The organism is Actinoplanes sp. CA-252034 (assembly GCF_050956125.1).
Classification (GTDB): Bacteria; Actinomycetota; Actinomycetes; order Mycobacteriales; family Micromonosporaceae; genus Actinoplanes.
In genome coordinates this window covers 6,452,863-6,471,614 of sequence record NZ_CP191846.1, presented here as the reverse complement: position 1 = coordinate 6,471,614, position 18,752 = coordinate 6,452,863, and the positions used below count along the sequence as shown (strand labels likewise).

17 protein-coding genes are annotated in these 18,752 nt (G+C 70.9%); 7 read left to right on the top strand and 10 right to left on the bottom strand.

Annotated features, from left to right (window positions below):
* The first annotated feature begins 14 nt into the window (after positions 1–14).
* The 3 genes from ACQPZW_RS29900 to ACQPZW_RS29890 are packed head-to-tail and all read left to right on the top strand — an operon-like array spanning position 15 to position 3,510.
* Positions 15–1,544, top strand: coding sequence for a sugar ABC transporter ATP-binding protein (locus tag ACQPZW_RS29900; protein ID WP_433789369.1), 1,530 nt, complete (start codon positions 15–17; stop codon positions 1,542–1,544).
* Positions 1,541–2,500 carry an ABC transporter permease gene (locus ACQPZW_RS29895; protein WP_433789368.1) on the top strand — a complete coding sequence of 320 codons (960 nt, stop codon included), beginning with the start codon at positions 1,541–1,543 and terminating at the stop codon, positions 2,498–2,500. The genes ACQPZW_RS29900 and ACQPZW_RS29895 overlap by 4 nt, the downstream gene beginning before the upstream one ends.
* On the top strand, positions 2,497–3,510 hold the full coding sequence (locus tag ACQPZW_RS29890; protein ID WP_433789367.1) for an ABC transporter permease: 1,014 nt from the start codon (positions 2,497–2,499) through the stop codon (positions 3,508–3,510). Before ACQPZW_RS29895 ends, ACQPZW_RS29890 begins: the two co-directional genes overlap by 4 nt.
* A gap of 35 nt (positions 3,511–3,545) precedes the next feature.
* On the opposite strand, the gene ACQPZW_RS29885 is transcribed toward ACQPZW_RS29890, so the two are convergent.
* Positions 3,546–4,178, bottom strand: a complete 633-nt coding sequence (locus ACQPZW_RS29885; protein ID WP_433789366.1) for a TetR/AcrR family transcriptional regulator — start codon at positions 4,176–4,178, stop codon at positions 3,546–3,548.
* A gap of 32 nt (positions 4,179–4,210) precedes the next feature.
* Between ACQPZW_RS29885 and ACQPZW_RS29880 the strand changes: the two genes are divergently transcribed.
* The 3 genes from ACQPZW_RS29880 to ACQPZW_RS29870 all read left to right on the top strand — a co-directional run bounded on the left by ACQPZW_RS29880 (position 4,211) and on the right by ACQPZW_RS29870 (position 7,966).
* Positions 4,211–4,867, top strand: a complete 657-nt coding sequence (locus ACQPZW_RS29880) for a hypothetical protein (protein ID WP_433789365.1) — start codon at positions 4,211–4,213, stop codon at positions 4,865–4,867.
* Between the two features lie 150 nt (positions 4,868–5,017).
* Positions 5,018–6,778 carry a histidine kinase N-terminal 7TM domain-containing diguanylate cyclase gene (locus tag ACQPZW_RS29875; RefSeq protein WP_433789364.1) on the top strand — a complete coding sequence of 587 codons (1,761 nt, stop codon included), beginning with the start codon at positions 5,018–5,020 and terminating at the stop codon, positions 6,776–6,778.
* A 369-nt stretch (positions 6,779–7,147) separates the two neighbouring features.
* Positions 7,148–7,966: a VC0807 family protein gene (locus ACQPZW_RS29870; RefSeq protein ID WP_433789363.1), complete on the top strand. Its 819-nt coding sequence runs from the start codon at positions 7,148–7,150 to the stop codon at positions 7,964–7,966.
* 489 nt (positions 7,967–8,455) lie between these two features.
* On the opposite strand, the gene ACQPZW_RS29865 is transcribed toward ACQPZW_RS29870, so the two are convergent.
* The 3 genes from ACQPZW_RS29865 to ACQPZW_RS29855 are packed head-to-tail and all read right to left on the bottom strand — an operon-like array spanning position 8,456 to position 11,924.
* Positions 8,456–10,705 (bottom strand): FtsX-like permease family protein, encoded by a 2,250-nt coding sequence (locus ACQPZW_RS29865; RefSeq protein WP_433789362.1) that lies wholly within the window; start codon positions 10,703–10,705, stop codon positions 8,456–8,458.
* Positions 10,702–11,385: an ABC transporter ATP-binding protein gene (locus ACQPZW_RS29860; protein ID WP_433789361.1), complete on the bottom strand. Its 684-nt coding sequence runs from the start codon at positions 11,383–11,385 to the stop codon at positions 10,702–10,704. Before ACQPZW_RS29860 ends, ACQPZW_RS29865 begins: the two co-directional genes overlap by 4 nt.
* A gap of 17 nt (positions 11,386–11,402) precedes the next feature.
* Complete coding sequence (locus ACQPZW_RS29855) at positions 11,403–11,924, bottom strand: PadR family transcriptional regulator (protein ID WP_433789359.1); 522 nt, start codon at positions 11,922–11,924, stop codon at positions 11,403–11,405.
* 395 nt (positions 11,925–12,319) lie between these two features.
* Here ACQPZW_RS29855 and ACQPZW_RS29850 point away from each other — a divergent pair, with 395 nt between their 5' ends.
* A complete protein-coding gene (locus ACQPZW_RS29850; RefSeq protein WP_433789358.1) occupies positions 12,320–12,529 on the top strand; it encodes a dodecin in 210 nt (69 codons plus the stop codon).
* A gap of 40 nt (positions 12,530–12,569) precedes the next feature.
* Here the strand turns inward: ACQPZW_RS29850 and ACQPZW_RS29845 are convergent, their stop codons facing one another.
* The 6 genes from ACQPZW_RS29845 to ACQPZW_RS29820 all read right to left on the bottom strand — a co-directional run bounded on the left by ACQPZW_RS29845 (position 12,570) and on the right by ACQPZW_RS29820 (position 18,665).
* Positions 12,570–13,145, bottom strand: coding sequence for an alpha/beta fold hydrolase (locus ACQPZW_RS29845; RefSeq protein ID WP_433789356.1), 576 nt, complete (start codon positions 13,143–13,145; stop codon positions 12,570–12,572).
* Between the two features lie 311 nt (positions 13,146–13,456).
* The gene (locus ACQPZW_RS29840; protein WP_433789355.1) at positions 13,457–14,029 is read right to left on the bottom strand and encodes a hypothetical protein; all 573 of its coding nucleotides are present in this window, start codon (positions 14,027–14,029) and stop codon (positions 13,457–13,459) included.
* A 104-nt stretch (positions 14,030–14,133) separates the two neighbouring features.
* Positions 14,134–14,511, bottom strand: coding sequence for a YccF domain-containing protein (locus tag ACQPZW_RS29835; protein WP_433789354.1), 378 nt, complete (start codon positions 14,509–14,511; stop codon positions 14,134–14,136).
* A gap of 4 nt (positions 14,512–14,515) precedes the next feature.
* Positions 14,516–15,907: a two-component system sensor histidine kinase NtrB gene (locus tag ACQPZW_RS29830; protein ID WP_433789353.1), complete on the bottom strand. Its 1,392-nt coding sequence runs from the start codon at positions 15,905–15,907 to the stop codon at positions 14,516–14,518.
* 155 nt (positions 15,908–16,062) lie between these two features.
* The gene (locus tag ACQPZW_RS29825) at positions 16,063–17,394 is read right to left on the bottom strand and encodes an LLM class flavin-dependent oxidoreductase (protein WP_433789352.1); all 1,332 of its coding nucleotides are present in this window, start codon (positions 17,392–17,394) and stop codon (positions 16,063–16,065) included.
* Entirely contained in the window at positions 17,391–18,665 is a 1,275-nt protein-coding gene (locus ACQPZW_RS29820; protein ID WP_433789351.1) for an LLM class flavin-dependent oxidoreductase, read from the bottom strand. Before ACQPZW_RS29820 ends, ACQPZW_RS29825 begins: the two co-directional genes overlap by 4 nt.
* Between the last annotated feature and the right edge of the window lie 87 nt (positions 18,666–18,752).

Below are 18,752 nucleotides of genomic sequence, written 5' to 3'. Positions count from 1 at the left end.
ATGGAGAGGTACGCGTGACGCTGCTCGAAGTAGCCGGCGTGTCCAAGAGTTTCCCCGGGGTCCGCGCGCTCGACGACGTGTCCTTCACCCTGCGGCCCGGCGAGGTGCACGCTCTCGTCGGTGAGAACGGCGCCGGCAAGTCCACCCTGATCAAGGTCCTGACCGGCGTCTATCAGCCGGACACGGGGGAGCTGCGCCACCAGGGCCGGCCGGTGTCGTTCGCCGCGCCGATGGACGCCCAGCGCGCCGGCATCTCCACGATCTACCAGGAGGTCAACCTCATCCCGCTGATGAGCGTGGCCCAGAACCTGTTCCTCGGCCGCGAGCCCCGCAACCGCCTCGGCCTGATCGACCGCGGCCGGATGGAACGCGAGGCCCGGGGCATCCTCGCCGACTACGGCGTCACCACCGACGTCCGCCGGCAGCTCGGCACCCTGCCGCTGGGCGCGCAGCAGATGGTCGCCCTGGCCCGGGCCGTCATGATCGACGCGCAGGTCGTCATCATGGACGAGCCCACCTCCTCGCTGGAACCGCGCGAGGTGCAGACCCTGTTCGGCGTGATCCGGCGGCTGCACGGCCAGGGCATCGGCATCGTCTACGTCTCGCACCGGATGGACGAGCTGTACGAGATCTGCGACTCGGTCACCATCCTGCGCGACGGCAGGCTCGTGCACACCGGCAGACTCGCCGACCTGGAACGCATCGAGCTGGTCGCGATGATGCTCGGCCGGGAGATGTCACAGACCCGCCGGCAGGGCTTCACCGCCTTCGCCGGCGACCACACCGCCGACGACGCCGCCCCTCCGGTCCTCCGCGTCACCGGCCTGACCAGCCGGACCAGGCTGCACGACATCAGCTTCGACGTGCGCCCCGGCGAGGTCGTCGGACTGGGCGGGCTGCTCGGCGCCGGGCGCAGCGAGACGATCAAGGCGATCGGCGGGGCGTACCCGATCGACGCCGGAACCATAGAGGTCGACGGCACCGACCTCAAACGGCCGACCACCGTCCGGGCCGTCGCCGCCGGTATCGCCGTGCAGCCGGAGGACCGCAAGGCCGAGGGCATCGTGGCCGGCCTATCGGTCCGCGACAACATCGCCCTCGCCGTGCTGCCCCGCATGTCGCGCCTCGGCATCGTCTCCGACGCGAAGATCGATCAGGTCGTCGCGCGGTACATGACCCGGCTGCGGATCAAGGCGTCCGGTCCGGACCAACCGGTCGGCGACCTGTCCGGCGGCAACCAGCAGAAGGTGCTGCTCGCCCGCCTGCTCGCCACCGACCCGAAGATCCTGCTGCTGGACGAGCCCACCCGCGGCATCGACGTCGGCGCCAAGGCCGAGGTGCAGAGCCTGATCGACGAGCTGGCCGGCGAGGGACTCGGCGTCGTGCTGGTCTCCTCCGACGCCGAAGAGCTGGTCGAGGGCTCCGACCGGGTGGTGGTACTGCGTGACGGCGTCGTCGTCGGCCACCTCACCGGCGATCAGGTGAACACCGAAGACCTCATGGCCGGCATCGCCGCTGCAGCACCCTCCGAGGACCCCGCATGACCACGTCGACCCGGCCCGTACGCCGCCTGCCCGCTGTCCGGTCGTGGCTGCCCGAATACGGCGTCTACCTCGCCGTCGGGCTGCTGATCGTCTACAACGTCTTCTTCACCCCGTACTTCCTGACCCTCAGCAACCTGCGTATTCAGCTGATCCAGGTCGCCCCGATCGTGATCGTCGCGCTCGGCATGGCACTGGTCATCGGCACCGAGGGCATCGACCTGTCGGTCGGCTCGGTGATGGCGCTGGCCGCCGCCCTGATCCCGCTCTACCTCGGGTACGGCGTGGTCGCGGCGATACTCGTGTCGCTGGCCGCCGGCGTCGCGGTCGGCCTGATCAACGGCGTACTGGTGGCCCGGGTCGGGTTGCAGCCGATCGTCGCCACCCTGGCCGTGTTCGTCGGCGGACGCGGCCTGGCCGTGGTCGTCTCCGACGGGCAGCTCAAGGACATCCGCAACCCCGACCTGCTCTACCTCGGCTCCGGCGACCTGCTGGGCATCCCGGTGCTGGTGTGGATCGCCGCCGTCCTGGTCGCGATCGTCGCGTTCGTGCTGCGGCGCACCGTGTTCGGCCGGCGGCTGCTCGCCGTCGGCGGCAACCGCCGGGCCACCGAGCTGGCCGGCCTGCCGGTCAAACGGGTGCTGATCACCGTCTACGTGATCTGCGCGGTGCTCGCCTCGATCGCCGGCCTGCTGTCGGTGGCCCGCATCCAGTCCAGCGACGCCTCCGCGGTCGGGCTGCTCATCGAACTGTCGGCGATCACCGCCGTCGTCGTCGGTGGCACCCCGCTCACCGGCGGCAGGGTCCGCATCCTCGGCACCGTCGCCGGCGCGGTCCTCATGCAACTCGTGATCGCCACCATGATCAAGCACGATCTGGGGCCCTCGACGGCCGAGATGGCGCAGGCCGTCATCATCCTCGTCGCCGTCTACGTGGCCCGGGAGAGGAAGACCCGATGACCCCGGCCCTGCTCACCGGCAGCCCGGCCCCGGCCGCCGCCGACACCGGCCGCAGCGAGCGCACCGATCGGATCGTCGGCGTCGTCCAGCGTCAGGGCGCCCTCGCCGTCCTGGTCACCGTGGTGCTGGTGGCGCTCGCCGCGTTCCCCGACTTCCGCAGCTTCGACAACACCGGCACGATCCTGGTCGCGGCCGCCCCGCCGATGCTGATCGCCCTCGGCATGACCCTGGTGATCATCACCGGTGGCATCGACCTGTCGGTCGGGTCGCTCTACGTGCTCGGTGGGGTGCTCGCCGCCTGGGCCTCCCGATACGGCCTGGTCATGGCGCTGCTCGTGCCGCTGCTGGTGTGCGGGGCGATCGGCGTGGTCAACGGGCTGCTGATCGCCTACACGCGGATGGCGCCGTTCATCGTCACGCTCGCCGCGCTGCTCGGCGCCCGGGGACTCATGCGGGCCATCAGCAACGAGGGGTCCACCACCTACGTGGTCGACAACGACGCCTTCGGCACGCTCGGCACCGGGTCGCTGCTCGGCGTAGGCCATCAGGTTTGGCTCGCCGTGGCCCTGGTGCTGATCGGGATGCTGGTGCTCGCCCGGACCGGATTCGGGCAGTCGGTGTACGCGATCGGCGGGAGTGAGGACGCCTCAGCGCTGATGGGGGTGGCCGTACGGCGTACCAAAGTCGGGGTCTATGTCCTATCCGGACTGCTCGCCGGCCTGGCCGGCGCCGTCAACGCCGCCAAACTGGGGTCCGGGGTGACCGTCCTGGGCGCGGGCATGGAGCTCGACGCCATCGCCGCCGTGGTGATCGGCGGAACCCTGCTGACCGGCGGCGCCGGAAGCATCGCCGGAACCGTCGCCGGGGTGCTGCTGCTCGGCGTCATCCAGAACATGATCAACCAGGTGGGTGATCTCAACAGCAACTGGCAGCAGGTGATCAGCGGCGCGTTCCTGGCCGTCGTGGTGGTCGCCCAGACCATCCTGAACCGCTTGCGCAGGGTGCATTGACGACGGGGTACGGTCGCCGCGCGCCGGGCAGGGGCTCAGGTGACGGTGCCCGCCAGCGTCGCGACGGCGATCGCGCTCAGGTGGCCGGCCAGCTCCTCGGCCGGCTCGGTGAAGCCCTCGGCCACCCACTCGATGATCAGCTCGGTGGCCCCGGCCACCAGCGCCAGCACCGCCCGCTCGAACAACCGCTGGTCGGGCGGTGTGCCGCCGCCGCGCAGGATCAGATCGCCGAGCAGCACCGCCTCCTCACGGAGCAGGCCACGTCGGCGCGGCTCCATCCGAGGGGCGTTGATGTAGATCACCCGTGCCCGGTCCGGATGCTCGCGCAGCAGCCGGGTCAACGTGTGCATGACCGGCGTCACCAGCTCCTCGACCGTCCCCGACGGCGGTCCGGCTGCCACCAGGGCGTCGAGCAGCCAGGCGTTCTGCGCGGTGTGCACCCGGAAGAGCAGATCGGCGCGATCGAGGAAATGATCGTAGAAGTAGCGTTTCGACACCTTCGCCTCGGCACACACGTCCGCGACGGTCACCTCGTCGTAGTCGCGCGTGGCGAACAGGTGCACGGCCGCGGCGACGATGCGCTCACGCCGCTCGGCCTCCCGCTCCTCGCGGGACCGGCCCGCATACAGCTCACGGCCCCTCTCGGTCACCGCCCGCACATTGTTCACGCTAACAGGGTAGACCCGGGACCGGTGCGACGGTGAGCCTTGCCCTCGCCGGGCCGGTCCCGGCCCGCCTGATCGAACGTTACGGCCTGGACACCCGCTGGTACGGCCGGCACATCGACGCCTGGGGCCTGCCCGTGCTCGCCCCGCACCACATCGCCGACGACACCCTCGTGCGCCTGCGTGAGCAGCTCGGCGCCCTGCTCCGGATCGATCCGTCGCCGGTGCCCGAACTCGACCGGCGTGACGTACGGCTGGTGGTCGTCGGCCGTGACGAGCCGGTGAGCGCCGTCCCCGAAGTCCGCGCCGTGTTCGGCACCGGCCTGGACCGGCGGTGCCACAGCGGGTTCGGGGCGACCGACGCGTTCCCGCTGGCGGTGGCCACGGAGGGTGCCCTCGTCCACGAGTTCGGGCGGACCCTCTACCGGATGGCGCTCCGGCACATCGCCCCGGCCGTCGGCGCCGAGTTGGCCACCGCCTACGAATCCGCGAACCGGCTCGGGCTGTGGCTCAACACCGCCGCGGGCGCCGGCGTCGAGGAGTACTTCACCGAAGGCCTGCAGACCTGGTTCGACGCGAGCCGGCCCGGCCCGGTCGGCGGTGACGGCATCCACAATCAGGTGCACACGCGGGCGCGGCTGCGGGCGTACGACCGGCCTCTCTACCGCCTGTTCCATCGCCTCTATCTCTGATCCCCCTGATCCTCGGCGTTCCTGGCGTCCCGACCCGCCGCCTTTCCCGTTACCGCCCACCTCGCGCACCCCCTCAGCTGCGATCTGCGGGTTCTCCTCAGCTCGGCTCCTCGGCGACCGATGACAGTGCCCGGAGCGAGGGAGAGTGGGATGCGAGCCGCACTGGTCACGTTGTACGTCGCCGCGGCTCTGGTGGCGGCGACGTGTGCGGTGCTGTCCTGGCGACGGCGGCAGCGGGCGCCGCTCGGGTCGTCGCTGGCGGTGATCACCGCGGGCGCAGCGGAATGGTCGATGGCCGAGGCGGTCGCCGTAGCGGCCGGATCCCCGTCGGCGGCGCTGACCGCCACATACGCCATGTTCCCCGGCGTCGCCATGGTGGTCGCCGGCTTCCTGTGGCACACCGCCGTCTTCACCGGGCGCCCGATGACCCGGCGTGGCCTGCTGCTCGTGCACCCGGTGCTGCTGATGACGGCCGTGCTCACCGACCCGTGGCACCACCTGTTCTTCACCGCCGTCACCGGACATCCCGACGGCGGCGTGACCGTGCAGTTCGGCCCGTTGTACTGGCTGCACACGGCGTACTGCTACACGGTCATCGGCGCCGGCTTCGTCCGGGCGGTCGGTGCGATGCGCCGGGCGGTCCGCGGGCATCGGCGGGTGTTCCTGCTCTTCCTGGCCGGCGCGCTCGCCCCGCTGGCCGGCAACGGGCTGAGCGTCTTCGTCGGCGTCACCGACCGGCAGGTGGACCTCACCCCGGTGCTGTTCCTGGTCAGCGCGACGGTGTGGCTGTGGGCGGAACGGTTCGGCACGCCCGCACGGCGGACCCCGGTGGCGTACGGGCAGGTGATCGCCGCCCTCAGCGACGCGGTGATGGTGCTCGACCCGGACGGGCGGGTCCTGGACGTCAACCCCGCCGCCGCCGGGATGCTCGCCGAGCTCGGCCATGTTCCCGAGGGCGCCGTCGTCGGCCGGATGTGGTTCGAGGTGGTCGGGCCACAGCTCACCGCGGCGTTCGGCGGCGGAACCGGACAGCAGACCCTGACCAGCGGCGACGGCACGATGTACGACGTCCGCGTGGTCCGCATGCGCACCGCCGACGGCAGCACCCCCGGCGCCGTCGTCGTGGTCCGCGACGTCACCGAGCTGGAACGCCTCCGCGCCGAACTGACCGACCAGGCAGTCCGCGACGGCCTGACCGGTGTCTACAACCGCCGCCACCTGACCACGGTGCTGCACGAACGGGCCGGCGAGGGCCCGCTCGCCGTGGTGATGCTCGACGTCGACCACTTCAAGGCGATCAACGACACGTACGGCCACGCCATCGGTGACCAGGTGCTGATCCGCCTGGCCCAGGAGCTCACCACGGCGGTCGGCGACACCGGCATCGTCGCCCGCTACGGCGGCGAGGAGTTCGCGATCATCCTGCCCGGAATGGACGCACACGCCGCCGCGGACCAGGCCGAGCAGTGGCGGCACTGCAGCGCCGCCGCCGCGATCGCCACCGTGCGCGGCCCGCTGCGCGCCACGTTCAGCGCAGGCGTTGCCGAACTGGTCCCCGGTGCCGATGTGGCCGGCCTGACCGCCCGTGTCTCGGTGGCCGGGCTGGTTCCCGGTGCAGGCGTTGGCGAGCCGGCTTCCGGTGCCGGCATGGCCGGGCTCGCTTCCGGTGTTGGCGTCGGCGGCCTCGCTTCCGGTGTTGGCGTTGCCGGCCTCGCTTCCGGTGTTGGCGTCGGCGGCCTCGCTGGCGGTGTTGGCGTAGGCGGGCCGACTGCCGGTGCGGGCGCGGCCGGGCTGACTTGCGGCGCCGCTGTCGAGGACCTGCTGCGCCGCGCGGACCGGGCTCTTTACGCCGCCAAGGAGCAGGGCCGCAACCGTGTCGTCACGGACACGTCCCTCGCGCTGTATCGGTGATCTCCGGGCTGTATTGGTGATCTCCGGGCCGTGTCGGTGAACCTCGGGCCGTATCGATGAACCTCGGGCTGTATCGGTGGTCCTCGGGCTGTGTCGGTTACCCCCGCGCTTTAACGGGTGACGTTTGCGGTGTGTCGGGTGACTCTTGCGCTGGATCGGTGACCTTGCGCGGTGAACCGGTTCTGGTTGCTCGCGGTGCGCCGGCCGCGGGCGTGCTGGCGTCCGGCGCACCGACGGTGGTGCCCGTGTTGTCCACCGGTCGACGGACAACCGCCCTCCATGGCTCGGTCGTCCCGTTGACAACACCCCCGACGGCAGCATGAATGCATCGCCGCCGGACCGGGGTGGCCGCCACCGAGGGGGACTGTGATGCAGCACGACGGCATGCGCGAGATGATCCGTGGACTGGTCTGGGACCTCGGTCTGCCGCTCGTCACCTACTACGGGCTGCACGCCGCCGGGGCTTCCGACACCGGGGCGCTGTTGGCCGGCACCGTGGGCGCGGCACTGCGGATGGCCTGGGTAGCGATCCGTAGCCGTGCGCTCAGCCCGTTCTCGATGGTCATGGCAGCCGTCTTCGGCGTGGGCCTGCTCTTCACAGTGCTGACCGGCGACCCGCGGTTCTTGATCATCAAGCACTCGGCGATGGCCGCGGCGGTCGGCCTGGCTTTCCTGGTGACGGGCCTGTACGGCGGCCGTCCCCTCACACTGGCGGCCCAGCAGAGCTTCATGCCCGGCAAGGCGGGCGAGCTGGCCGAGGCATATGCCACCAACCCGGACGTACGCCGTGGCCATCGTCTCGCCTCCCTGGTCTGGGGTGGTGGCCTGCTGACCGAGGCCCTGATCCGGGCGGTACTCGTCTACCTACTGCCGATCGACGTGATGGTCGGCGTCTCCACCGCCCTGACGGTGGTCACCTTCGCCGCCCTGATCGGCTGGAACGCCCGCTTCCTCGCCACCCACCGCCCCACCCCGTCCACCGTGATCGCGCCGGCCGCTGTAACGGTGACGGCCGCCGTAACGGCGGCGGTCCCGGTGACCGCGCCGTCCGCGGCCAGGCCGGTCGCCGCGGCCGGGCCGGTCGTCGTCACCGCGCCGGTGGTAACCGCGCCCGTTGTTGCCACAGCCGCACCGGTCGCCACTGCCGCTTCAGCCCCCGCCGCGTCGGCCACTCGCGCCCTTGCCTGAACCGGCGGCGTGTGGCCGGCGAGCCCACCGCGATCCTCATTCATCCCGGGATCGCGGCGGGCCGCGTTGCCGGGCCGTTCCGAAGTGGTAGCCGCAAGCCGTGCCGTTCCGCATCGCGGCCCCGCGATGCGGCCACGCTCGCCGCCGGTCCGGTGCTGCTCACCGCCGCGTGCCGTTCGGCATGGTGCTCCCGCGATGTGTGCCGTTCGGGATGGCGGTCCCCGCGATGTGTGCCGTTCGGGATGGCGGTCCCCGCGATGTGTGCCGTTCGGGATGGCGGCTCCCGCGATGTGTGCCGTTCGGGATGGCGGCTCCCGCGATGTGTGCCGTTCGGGATGGCGGTCCCCGCGATGTGTGCCGTCCCGGTTGCGGCGAACTCGTGTCGGGTCGGCGGCTCAGGCCTCGAATGCGACGGCGTTCGTGGCCGCGACACAGTGAGACGGCGAACCGGGCGGCGGGGTCTGGGGTTGCCGACCGGTTCGCCGCGGCCTATTCGGTCCGTAGGTTGCCTGGTCGGGTCAGGCGCAGGAGGGTCGGCAGCGCTGCGGCCGTCGTCCCGAGGACCACCAGCGCGGCCATGCCGGAGGTGGTGCCGATGCCGATCCAGTCCACGGTGATCGGCGCTTCCACTGCAGCCATCAGAACCGATGCCAGGCCACTGCCGAACCCGATAGCCAGCGTCATGCCGAGCACCACGGGCACCGCCGCCTGTAGCAGCACCGAACCGGACAACGTGCGCCGTCTCGTGCCGAAGGCGACCAGCACCGCCATCACCCTTCGCCGCTCGCGCATCTGCTCGGCCACGTTGACCACCATGCTGGCTCCGATCAGCGCGAGCATCGCGATGGTGCCCGCCAGCAGGCCCTGCCGGATGGTCCGCAGCGCGTTGGCGATGGAGTCGTTGCCGGCACCGAAGACCAGAGCCTGCGGGTCCAGGCGGGCGGCCGTGTTGCGCAACTGGTCCAGAGCGTCCGGTACGGCCTTGTCGAGGGTCAGCGTGTACCGCGCCTCACCGGCGGGGAACGCGTCCGCCGCCGCTGCCGGGGTGACCAGCAGCATCGGGCCGAAGTCCAGCAGGGTGTCGATTGCCGTCACGTCCCGCGTCGTGCTGGGAGCCGTCCACTGGCCGCCGCCCACGACCGCGAAGACTCCATTGTTGGCGACGTTGATGGCGTAGGCGTCACCGTCGACGCAGTCGGGCACCGCCGCATATCCCGCGAGCGCCGCACAGCTTCCGATCCGGACGATCGCCTCCACACCGTCCTGCGTGGCTCGCGCGATACGCACCGTCTCGACGCCGGTGACACCGGGCGTCTCCCGTAACGCGGTGGTCCAGTCGGTGACAGGCAGGTTCGTTTTCGGCAGGACCTGCTGCTGGGCGGAGCTGGACGTGCCGGGGCCGGACGAGACGACCTGCGCCTCGATACCGGTCACCAGCCCCTGGATCGCGATCACCCCGGCGACCGAGACGGCGATGCCGGACACCGCACGCACAGCGGTGCCGCTGTCGAGTTGGAGGCGGCGGACCGCCAGCTCCCAGGCGACGCTGCCACCACCGAGCCGGCGCACGACCGCGTCGACGAACCAGGGCAGCAACAGGGCCAGGCCGATCAACAGCAGGGCGACCCCCGTGGCCGCCTGGAACTCGATCGACCCGCCTGACGACTCACCGAGCCCGTTGGTCAGGGGCCAGAGCAGGACGATCCCGCCGACCGGCAGGAGCAGTCGCCACCAAAGCCGCCGCCGGACGGTGTGGGCGAGCCGGACCACCCCGAGCGGCTCCACGACGACCCGGCGCATCGCCGACAGGGTCACCAGCACCGCGACCGCGGGCACGCCGGCCGCGATGAGCGCGACCAACACCGGGACCGGGCGCATGTCGGAGAGGTAGAAGCTCAACGGCCCGGTCGCATACCTGTTGACCAGCAGCGCCGCTCCGACGGCCAGCACCGCGCCGATCAGGAGCCCGAGCACCGCACCGGCGAGGGTCTCACCGGCCGCGATCCGCCGGGTCATGGCGGCGTCCGAGCCGACCAGCCGCAACGCGGCCAGCCGTTTGTCGCGGGCCTCGCCACCGAACCGGACGGCACTCGCCATGAAGACCATGACCGGGGTGAGCAGCACGACCATGCCGACGGCGGTGAGCAGCACCATGATCGGTGAGACGCCCGTCTCCTCGGTCGTGTCGCCGAACGCGTCGATCCGGTAGCCGCTCTCCTCGGTGAGCGTGTCCGTGCCGAGGTAGAAGGCGAGGTCGGCCGGGCCGGTCAGGCCGTCGTCGTGGATGGTGCCGACGATCCGGGCATCCCAGCGCTGGGCCAGGATCGGGTTGCGCTCGATCAACCGCTGCAGGGCGGGGGAGACCAGCATCTCGCCGGGGCGGGGCAATGTCGTGACGCCGGGCGGGACGGGTGGCCGCGAACCCTCCGGCTGGAGCATCCGGCCGTGGATCGAGTCGTCCTGGAAGGTGGTCGTGGCGATGCCGATCAGCATCGTCTCGTCGCCGCGCACGATCTCGCGCTCGCTGTCGAGAGCCTCGGTGCGGGCGCTCTCACGGGCGCTGCTCGCCTCGAGGGCGGAGGGCAGGGCGGCCATGCACAGCAGCAGGGCGACGCCGACACCGGTGCCGGCGGCGATCAGCGTCAGCCGGGCCCAGCCGGCGCGCCCGCCCGCCACGCTCATCCGGACGCCGAGCCCCAGCTCGAAGATCCACCGGCGGAGGGAGCCACGGCCGGTCACCGGGCATACTCCTGCTCGCGGACCCGGCCGTCACGCACGACGGCCTCGCGGTCGGAGTAGGCCGCCACCCGAGCCTCGTGGGTGACGAGCACGACCGCCGCCCCGGTGTCGCGGGCCGCGGAGATGAACAGTTTCATCACCAGCTCGCCGTTGAGCGAGTCGAGCGCGCCGGTCGGCTCGTCGGCGAACACCACCCGCGGCCGGCTGACTAGCGCACGGGCGACGGCGACCCGCTGGCCCTGACCGCCGGACACCTGGCCGGGTCGCTTGGCGGCCACGTCGCCGACCTCGAGGCGCTCCAGCCAGTCGTTGGCGGTGCGGTGCGCCTCGCGACGGCCGGTGCCGCAGAGCCGCAACGGCAACGCCACATTCTCCGCACAGGTCAGCTCTGGCACGAGCTGCCCGAACTGGAACACGAACCCGAACTCGCCGCGCCGCAGGCCGCTGCGCTCGCTGTCGGACATCGCCGTCAGGTCGCGCCCGTCATAGGTCACGCGCCCGGCCTCGGGCTGGAGGATGCCGGCCAGGCAGTGCAGCAGGGTCGACTTGCCGGAGCCGGACGGCCCCATGAGCGCGACGATCTCACCCGGCCAGATGTGCAGCGAGGCGTCGTCGAGCGCCTTGGTGTCGCCGAAGTTGAGGTGCAGGCCGTCGGCGACCAGCAACGGTTGATCGGTCATCGGATCTCCCTGGGGATTCACGGGCGGACGCTGGCGGCCAGGCGGTCCAGGCGGGCGGCGGTGAGCTCCAGCCAGCGCAGGTCGGCCTCGAGGTGGAACAGGGCGTGGTCGCAGATCAGCTCGTCGGCGAGGTCGCCGTCGTTCTTACGGCGGGTCAGCTCACGCATCAGCCGCAGATGCTCGGCGCGCTGCGCGTCGAGGACCTCGTTGGCGTCGCGCCCGGTCATCAGGGCCAGCACGACCTTGGTGTAGAGGGTGCTCTGCAGATAGGGCTCCGGTTTCTCCGGACGGCCGATCCACTCCGCCACGTCGGTGACCCCGGCATGGGTGATCGCGTAGCGCTTGCGGTCGGGACCGTCGCCCGGCTCCGACTCGACCTCCACCAGACCGTTTTTCAGCAGGCGGGCCATGGTCGAGTAGACCTGACCATAGTGCAGCGCCCGGTCACGCCCGAACGTGTCGTCGTAGGTGCGCTTGAGGTCATAGCCGTGGCGTGGCCCGTTTTCCAACAGGCCCAGCAACGCGAAGGTGACTGACATGCGTGCTACTATACACACCATGTATAAACCGAATGTATACGCAGCTCAGCGGGGTTTCTTCGCCTCTGCGGGCAGGCGATCGGTCATCCCGTTGGTGCGCCGCCGACAACCAAGATCCGTCAGGCCCGCCCACCCGGGGTAGTGGTCGATCACCTCGATGGTCACCGGACGATCGTGCCGAGTCGCGGCGGGTCGAGCGTGCCCGCGCCCGCGCGTGGTGGGCGCATCACACGTTGTCAGCGAGGCGACCATTCGTGCGGACCGCTGGCGCCACGGCGGAGACCGAGCGCGCCGGAGGCCCCGCGGATCAGGTGGGCCAGACGTGCCGGTCACGGCCGGCTCCGATCTGGCATAGGGTCGGAACCGGACATACATCGAGAAAGTGAGGGATCGTCGTGACGCACCACGTGTACCGGCTCACCGAAGTGGTCGGCAGTAGTCCGGACAGCATCGATGACGCCATCCGGACCGCGGTGAAGAAGGCTGCGGAGACGGTCCGCAACATCGAGTGGTTCGAGGCCAAGGAGATTCGCGGCCAGGTCATCGACGGCGATGTCGCCCACTTCCAGGTCCGCCTGAAACTCGGCTTCCGCGTCGACGACTGACGGCCCGGCGCAGGAGCGTCCCGAAAGCGCCGGATCGCTGTCAGCGCAGGTTGTGCAGGAGTGCGGCGAAACCGGCGGGATCACGGAGGTGCGGGAAATGCTCGGCGCCGGGATGGGTCGACCGGGGGAGCGCGTCGGCCGGCCATTCCCGGTAGGCGTCGAGCAGGTTCGGGATCTGGTGGGGTATGGCGAACTGGCGGTACGGCTCCGGGACGTCGTCGAGACGGGCCGATCCCGCGCAGCCGACCGTTATCGTCCGGTGAGTGCTGTAGCGGGCCGCGAAGCGCGTGGCCACGTAAGCGGCCTCGGCGTGCGCGATCAGGATCGGGGCCCGCCGCAGGTCCAGCCCGTGCACCAGCATCGCCAGGTCCTGTGCCAGGTCGTCGAGACCGCAGTGGTCGCGGGGCGCGGACTGACCGTGGCCCGGCAGGTCGACGGCCAGGGCGGTGATGTCGTCACCGAGTTCGGCGGCCGTCGGCCACCACATACTGCGGTCGTAGCCGAGCCCGTGCAGGAGCACCACTGGGCGGCCGGAACATCCCCAGCGGTCGTAGACGAGCAGGTCTTCCGGTGTGCCGAAGGCGTGGGTGGTGCGCCGGGGAGGTCGTGGGTGCACGGGGTCGTCTTCCTGGTCGGCAGGGCGAGCGCGAAATCGGTGAACCGCCGGCGAGCGTCAAATCAGCAGTTATAGATCGGCAGGGCGAGCGCGAAATCGGTGAACCGCCGGCGAGCGTCAAATCAGCAGTTATAGATCAGCGAGCGTCAAATCGGCGAGCGCGAAACCGGTGAGCCGCAGACTGGCGAGCGTGGATCGCTGATCACTGATCGATGAGCGTAGATCGGTGAGCCGGATGGCAGCCGCAGATAGCGAGCGCGAGATCGGCAAGCGGAAACGGGGGTGTGGTGGGCCAGGAGGAGGCTCGGCTCCTACACGCGCAGCACACCCAACCTGCTCAGCACGACGCCGGGCACCGTTGATTCAGGGGTGGGAGGAACGACTTCGCAGCGGGGGTACGGCGTAGCCATGACGATCACCGCGCGGGCCCGTTGGCTCAGGCGTGGGGTCCAGTCGTTGCCGTGCCGATGGTCGTGCGCCGCCCGGTCGGAGCGGTGCTGATCCGAGCACGCCGCGGACGAGTGACGCTGCGGCGCCGCTACGAGGATCTGGCCGCCGGGACGGTGCTGGGGCGCTGCCGCCGAGGTGTGGGCGGTCGCCGAGGTATGGACGGTCGCCGAGGTATGCACGGTCGCCAGGATGTGGACTGGCGCCGAGGTGTGGGCGGGCGGCAAGGTGTGGACAGGCGCCGAGGTGTGGACAGCCACTGAGGTGTGGACAGCGGCATGCCACTGTGCCAGTGCGCCGGTGTCGTGGTGGTGTGGCGCCGCCGCGGAGAACAGGGCGGACGCGGCCAGCAGGGACAGCAGGGACAGCAGGGACAGCAGCATGAGCGTGACCGCGAACACCGACCCCCGGGCTGTCGGGTGTCGGCGCACGGTCACCGTTCCAGGATAGCGACCACCCCGGCAGGGATCAGGCGACGTCCATGGCCTCGGCCGCACTCTCCGCCGGTGTGGTGGCGGGAAGCGGCGTCACGGGCCCGGGGTCAGTCGAGGTCGACGATCTCGCGGCCCAGCGGCCACAGAGCGGCCGGGACCAGCTTGAAGTTGGCGATGCCGAACGGGATGCCGATGATCGTCACGCACTGGGCGATGCCGGCGGCGACGTGGGCGAGGGCGATCCACCAGCCGAACAGGACCAGCCACAGGATGTTGGCCACGCCGGAGGCGACCCCGGCGTCGCGGCGGTCGATGACGGTCCGCCCGAACGGCCACAGCGAGTACACCGCGAGGCGCATCGCAGCGACCCCGAACGGGATGGTCACGACCAGGGCGAAACAGATGAGCGCGGCGATGCCGTAGCCGATGCCGAGTAGGAAGCCGCTGCCGAAGATGAACCACAGGATGTTGAGGATCAGGCGCACTCGTTCATGATGACGTACCCGCGCTAAGCGCCGGAGCGGCCGCCGGTACGAGGGGCAGCAGGATCTCGAAGGTGGTGCCGGAGCCGGGTTCCGAGTCGACGCGGATGTGGCCGCCCGCGTCGCTGACGATGCCGTAGACGGTCGACAGGCCCAGCCCGGTGCCCCGGTCGACAGGTTTCGTGGTGAAGAACGGCTCGAACAGGCGCTCTCTGACTTCGGCGGTCATGCCGGCTCCGGTGTCGGTGACGGTGAGCTCGGCGAAGGTGTTCAGGCCGGTCGTGATGGTCACGTCACCGCCGTCGGGCATCGCGTCGCGGGCGTTGATCACCAGGTTCATCAGGATCTGGTCGAGGCGGCCGCGGTTGGCCCGTACTGTGACGGGTCGGGGGTGTGTCCGGCAGGCCAGCCGGATCCGGCCGCCGATGCTGCGGCCCAGCAGCTCCTGCGCGTCGGCGACGACGGTGTTGAGGTCGACCGTCTCGACCTGGGTGGGTTCCCGTTTGGCGAAGAGCAGAAGCTGGCTGGTGAGGGCCCCGGCCCGGTCGGCGGCGTCGCGGATGCGGGCCAGGTCACGGGCGCCGTCCGGGGTGACCTCGTCGGCCATCATGTCGGCGTAGTTGACGATGATGGCGAGCAGGTTGTTGAAGTCGTGAGCGACTCCGCCGGCGAGCTGGCCGAGGCTCTCCATCCGTTCGGCGCGGGCCCTCCGTTTCTTGTCGGTGACGTCGCGTTCGGTGGCGGCGACGGCGACGATGGCGCCGGTCGGGTCGCGGATCGGTGACACGGCGACGGACACCGTCACCGAGCTGCCGTCCCGGCGGATCCGGCGGACCTCGTCGAGGTGGATCTCCCGGCCGGCGGCCAGCTCGGCGAACGTGTGGTCGAGCAGGTCGAGGCGTTCCGGTGGCAGGATCCGGCGCACGTTGCAGCCGACGATCTCGTCCGCGGTGTAGCCGTAGAGCCGTTCGGCGCCGCCGTTCCACGAGGTGATGGTGCCGTCGAGGGCGCTGCCGACCACCGCGTCGGACGACTGCTCGGCGAAGGCGGCGAGCATCTCCCGCTCCTTTCCGGCCTCCGCGGAGGAGGCCAGCAGCCTGCGGTGGTGCCGGGCGAGCGCCAAGCTGATCAGGATGACGGCGATCATCACGAGCAGTCGCAGGCTCTGGTCGAGTGTGCCGAGCAGGCCCTGCCAGGTGGAGATGGCGAAGGCCGCGGTCACGGCGTAGGCGCCGATCGCCAGGACCGCGGGCGGGCTGGCGGAGGCCGCGGCGAGGGCGGGCCCGAGGGCCAGCATGCCGAAGGTGAGCATGCGGGGCGGCGTCGCGGCTGACAGCGCCGCGAGCACTGTGACCAGTGCGAACGACGCGATGCTGTACGACCGGGAACCGCTCGCCATCTGCGCGACCTCCACTGCCTCCGTTTTCAGCCTATCGGTACCGATTCGCTGAGGCGTCCGATCAGCCCGTCACCGACCCGCGCGGTCGCCCGCCCGGACGGCGTGTCCGTCAGCGCCGACCCCGCGCGGTCGCCCGCTCGCCTGATCGCCGGCCGTCACGCCTCCTGGAGTGTGAGCAGGCGGTTCGCCGGCCGGGGCAGTCCGTAGTGTTCGCGCAGCGTGCGCCCGGTGTATTCGGTCCGGAACAGGCCACGCTCCTGCAGGATGGGCACGACCTTGCCGGCGAACGCCTCGATCCCGGCCGGCAGGACCGCGGGCATGATGTTGAACCCGTCGGCCGCCCCGTTCTCGAAGTAGTGCTGGATCGTGTCGGCGACCTGCACGGGCGTACCGGTGAAGGTGCGGTGCCCACGGCCCCCGCCGAGCTTGCCGATCAGTTGGCGGACCGTCAGGTTCTCCCGGCGCCCCCAGTCGACGATCAGTGTGCGGCGGCTCTTGTGGCCCTCGATCTCGTCCTCGGCCGGCAGGTCGGCAGGGAGCGGCTCGTCCAGCTTCAGCCGTGCGGGGTCGACGCCGAGGACGTTGGCCAGCGTGGCGACCGCGAACTCGGGCGCGATCAGCCGTTCCAGCTCGGCCTCCAGCTCCCGCGCCTCGGCGGGCGTGTCACCGACGATCGGGACGATGCCGGGCAGGACGACGACGTGCGCCGGATCACGACCGGCGGCCGCGGCCCGGCGCTTGATGTCGGCGTAGAAGGACTGGCTCTCCTCCAGGGTCGGCTGCGCCACGAAGATCGCCTCGGCCCACCTGGCGGCGAGCTCCCTGCCGTTCTCCGACGATCCGGCCTGCACCAGCAGCGGGTAGCCCTGCGGCGAGCGGGGCACGTTGAGTGGCCCCTCCACCTGGAAGAACGTGCCGCGGTGGCCGATCGCGCGGACCCGGTCCCGGACCGCGTGCACCCCCGCGTCCTTGTCGGCGATCACGGCGTCGTCGGCCCAGCTGTCCCACAGCTTCGTGGACACCTGGAGGAACTCGTCGGCACGTTCGTAGCGGGTGCGGTGCTGTGGCTGCTCGTCGAGGCCGAAGTTGCGGGCGGCCGCCTCGCCGGCGGTGGTGACGATGTTCCAGCCGGCGCGGCCTCCGGACAGGTGGTCCAGGGAGGCGAAGCGGCGGGCCAGGTTGAAGGGCTCGTTGTACGAGGTGGACGCGGTCGCGATCAGCCCGATGCGGGTGGTGGTCGCGGCCAGGGACGCGAGCAGCAGCGTGGGTTCGAGCTTGCCGGCGGGGCGGCGACCGGGGTCGCTCCACAGCACCGGGCTGTCGGCGAGGAACACCGAGTCGAACTTGGCGTCCTCGGCGACCCGGGTCAGGTGCTGGTGCGCGGCGAGCGACAGGTTGGCGTGCGGATCCGACTCGGGCAGCCGCCAGGACGCCTCGTGGTGCCCGGTGTCGTGCAGGAACAGGTTGAAGTGCAGTTGCCGAGTCACCGTGTGATCAACTCCAGGTCGTAGTGCGAGCGCAGGGTGGCGCCCTCGTACTCGGTGCGGAACCGGCCCCGTTCCTGCAGGATCGGCACCACCTTGTCGACGAAGGCGGTCAGGCCGGACGGCAGCACCGCCGGCATGATGTTGAAGCCGTCGGCGGCCCCGTTGTCGGCCCACTCCTCGATCGTGTCGGCGACCTGGTGCGGGGTGCCGGCGAAGGTGCGGTGACCGCGGCCGCCGCCGAGCCGCCCGATGAGCTGCCGGACGGTGAGGCTCTCCCGGCGGGCCAGGTCGACGATCAGCGTGAAGCGGCTCTTCGCGCCCTCGATCTCGTCCTCGGTCGGCAGGTCGTCCGGCAGCGGCTCGTCCAGTGGAAGGTCGGCGGGCGTCAGGTTGAACCGCTCGGCGAGCTGCGCACGGCCGTACTCCGGGCTGATCAGCCGTTCCAGCTCGGCCTCCAACTCCCGCGCCTCGGCGGGGGTGTCACCGATGATCGGCACGATCCCGGGCAGGATCTTGATGCCGTCCGGATCGCGGCCCAGCGCCGCCGCCCGCTGCTTCAGGTCGCGGTAGAACGCCTGCCCCTCGGCCAGTGTCTGCTGTGCGGTGAAGACGGCCTCGGCCCACTCGGCGGCGAAGTCCTTGCCGTCCTCGGACGACCCGGCCTGCACCAGAAGCGGCCAGCCCTGCGGCGAGCGCGGCACGTTGAGCGGCCCGTCGACCCGGAAGAACCGCCCCCGATGGTTGATCGCGCGGACCTTCGTGGCGTCGGCGTGCACCCCCGCGTCCTTGTCGGCGATCACGGCGTCGTCGGCCCAGCTGTCCCACAGCTTCGTGGCGACGTCGAGGAACTCGCCGGCCCGCTCGTAGCGCTCCCGATGCAGTGGCACGTCGTCGAGGCCGAAGTTGCGGGCAGCGTCGGCGCCGGCGGTTGTCACGATGTTCCACCCGGCACGGCCGTCCGACACGTGATCCAGCGACGAGAACCGGCGGGCCAGGTTGTACGGCTCGTTGTAGGAGGTCGACGCGGTGGCGATCAGCCCGATCCGGGACGTGACCCCGGCCAGTGCGGTGAGCAGGACGGTCGGCTCCAGCTTGCCGGTCGGCCGGCGGCCGGGATCGCCCTGCTGGACCGGGCTGTCGGCCAGGAACAGCGAGTCCAGCTTCCCGCGCTCGGCGATCCGGGCCAGCTCCTGATAGTGCTTGACGCTCCATCCGGCGTACGGGTCGCTCTCCGGCAGCCGCCATGACGCCTCGTGGTGGCCGACGCTCATCAGGAACGCGTTGAGGTGCAGTCGCCTAGTAGTACTTTGTCACTTCCGGGTGACTGGTGATGATTTCCGATCAGTGGCTTGGTTTCG

Bases quoted from the DNA above. Each gene is read 5' to 3' on its own strand.
- ACQPZW_RS29895 (WP_433789368.1), top strand. From the start codon at position 1,541: ATGACCACGTCGACCCGGCCCGTACGCCGCCTGCCCGCTGTCCGGTCG.
- ACQPZW_RS29890 (WP_433789367.1), top strand. From the start codon at position 2,497: ATGACCCCGGCCCTGCTCACCGGCAGCCCGGCCCCGGCCGCCGCCGAC.
- ACQPZW_RS29875 (WP_433789364.1), top strand. From the start codon at position 5,018: ATGCGAGCCGCACTGGTCACGTTGTACGTCGCCGCGGCTCTGGTGGCG.
- ACQPZW_RS29870 (WP_433789363.1), top strand. From the start codon at position 7,148: ATGCAGCACGACGGCATGCGCGAGATGATCCGTGGACTGGTCTGGGAC.
- ACQPZW_RS29860 (WP_433789361.1), bottom strand. From the start codon at position 11,385: ATGACCGATCAACCGTTGCTGGTCGCCGACGGCCTGCACCTCAACTTC.
- ACQPZW_RS29855 (WP_433789359.1), bottom strand. From the start codon at position 11,924: ATGTCAGTCACCTTCGCGTTGCTGGGCCTGTTGGAAAACGGGCCACGC.
- ACQPZW_RS29830 (WP_433789353.1), bottom strand. From the start codon at position 15,907: ATGGCGAGCGGTTCCCGGTCGTACAGCATCGCGTCGTTCGCACTGGTC.
- ACQPZW_RS29820 (WP_433789351.1), bottom strand. From the start codon at position 18,665: ATGAGCGTCGGCCACCACGAGGCGTCATGGCGGCTGCCGGAGAGCGAC.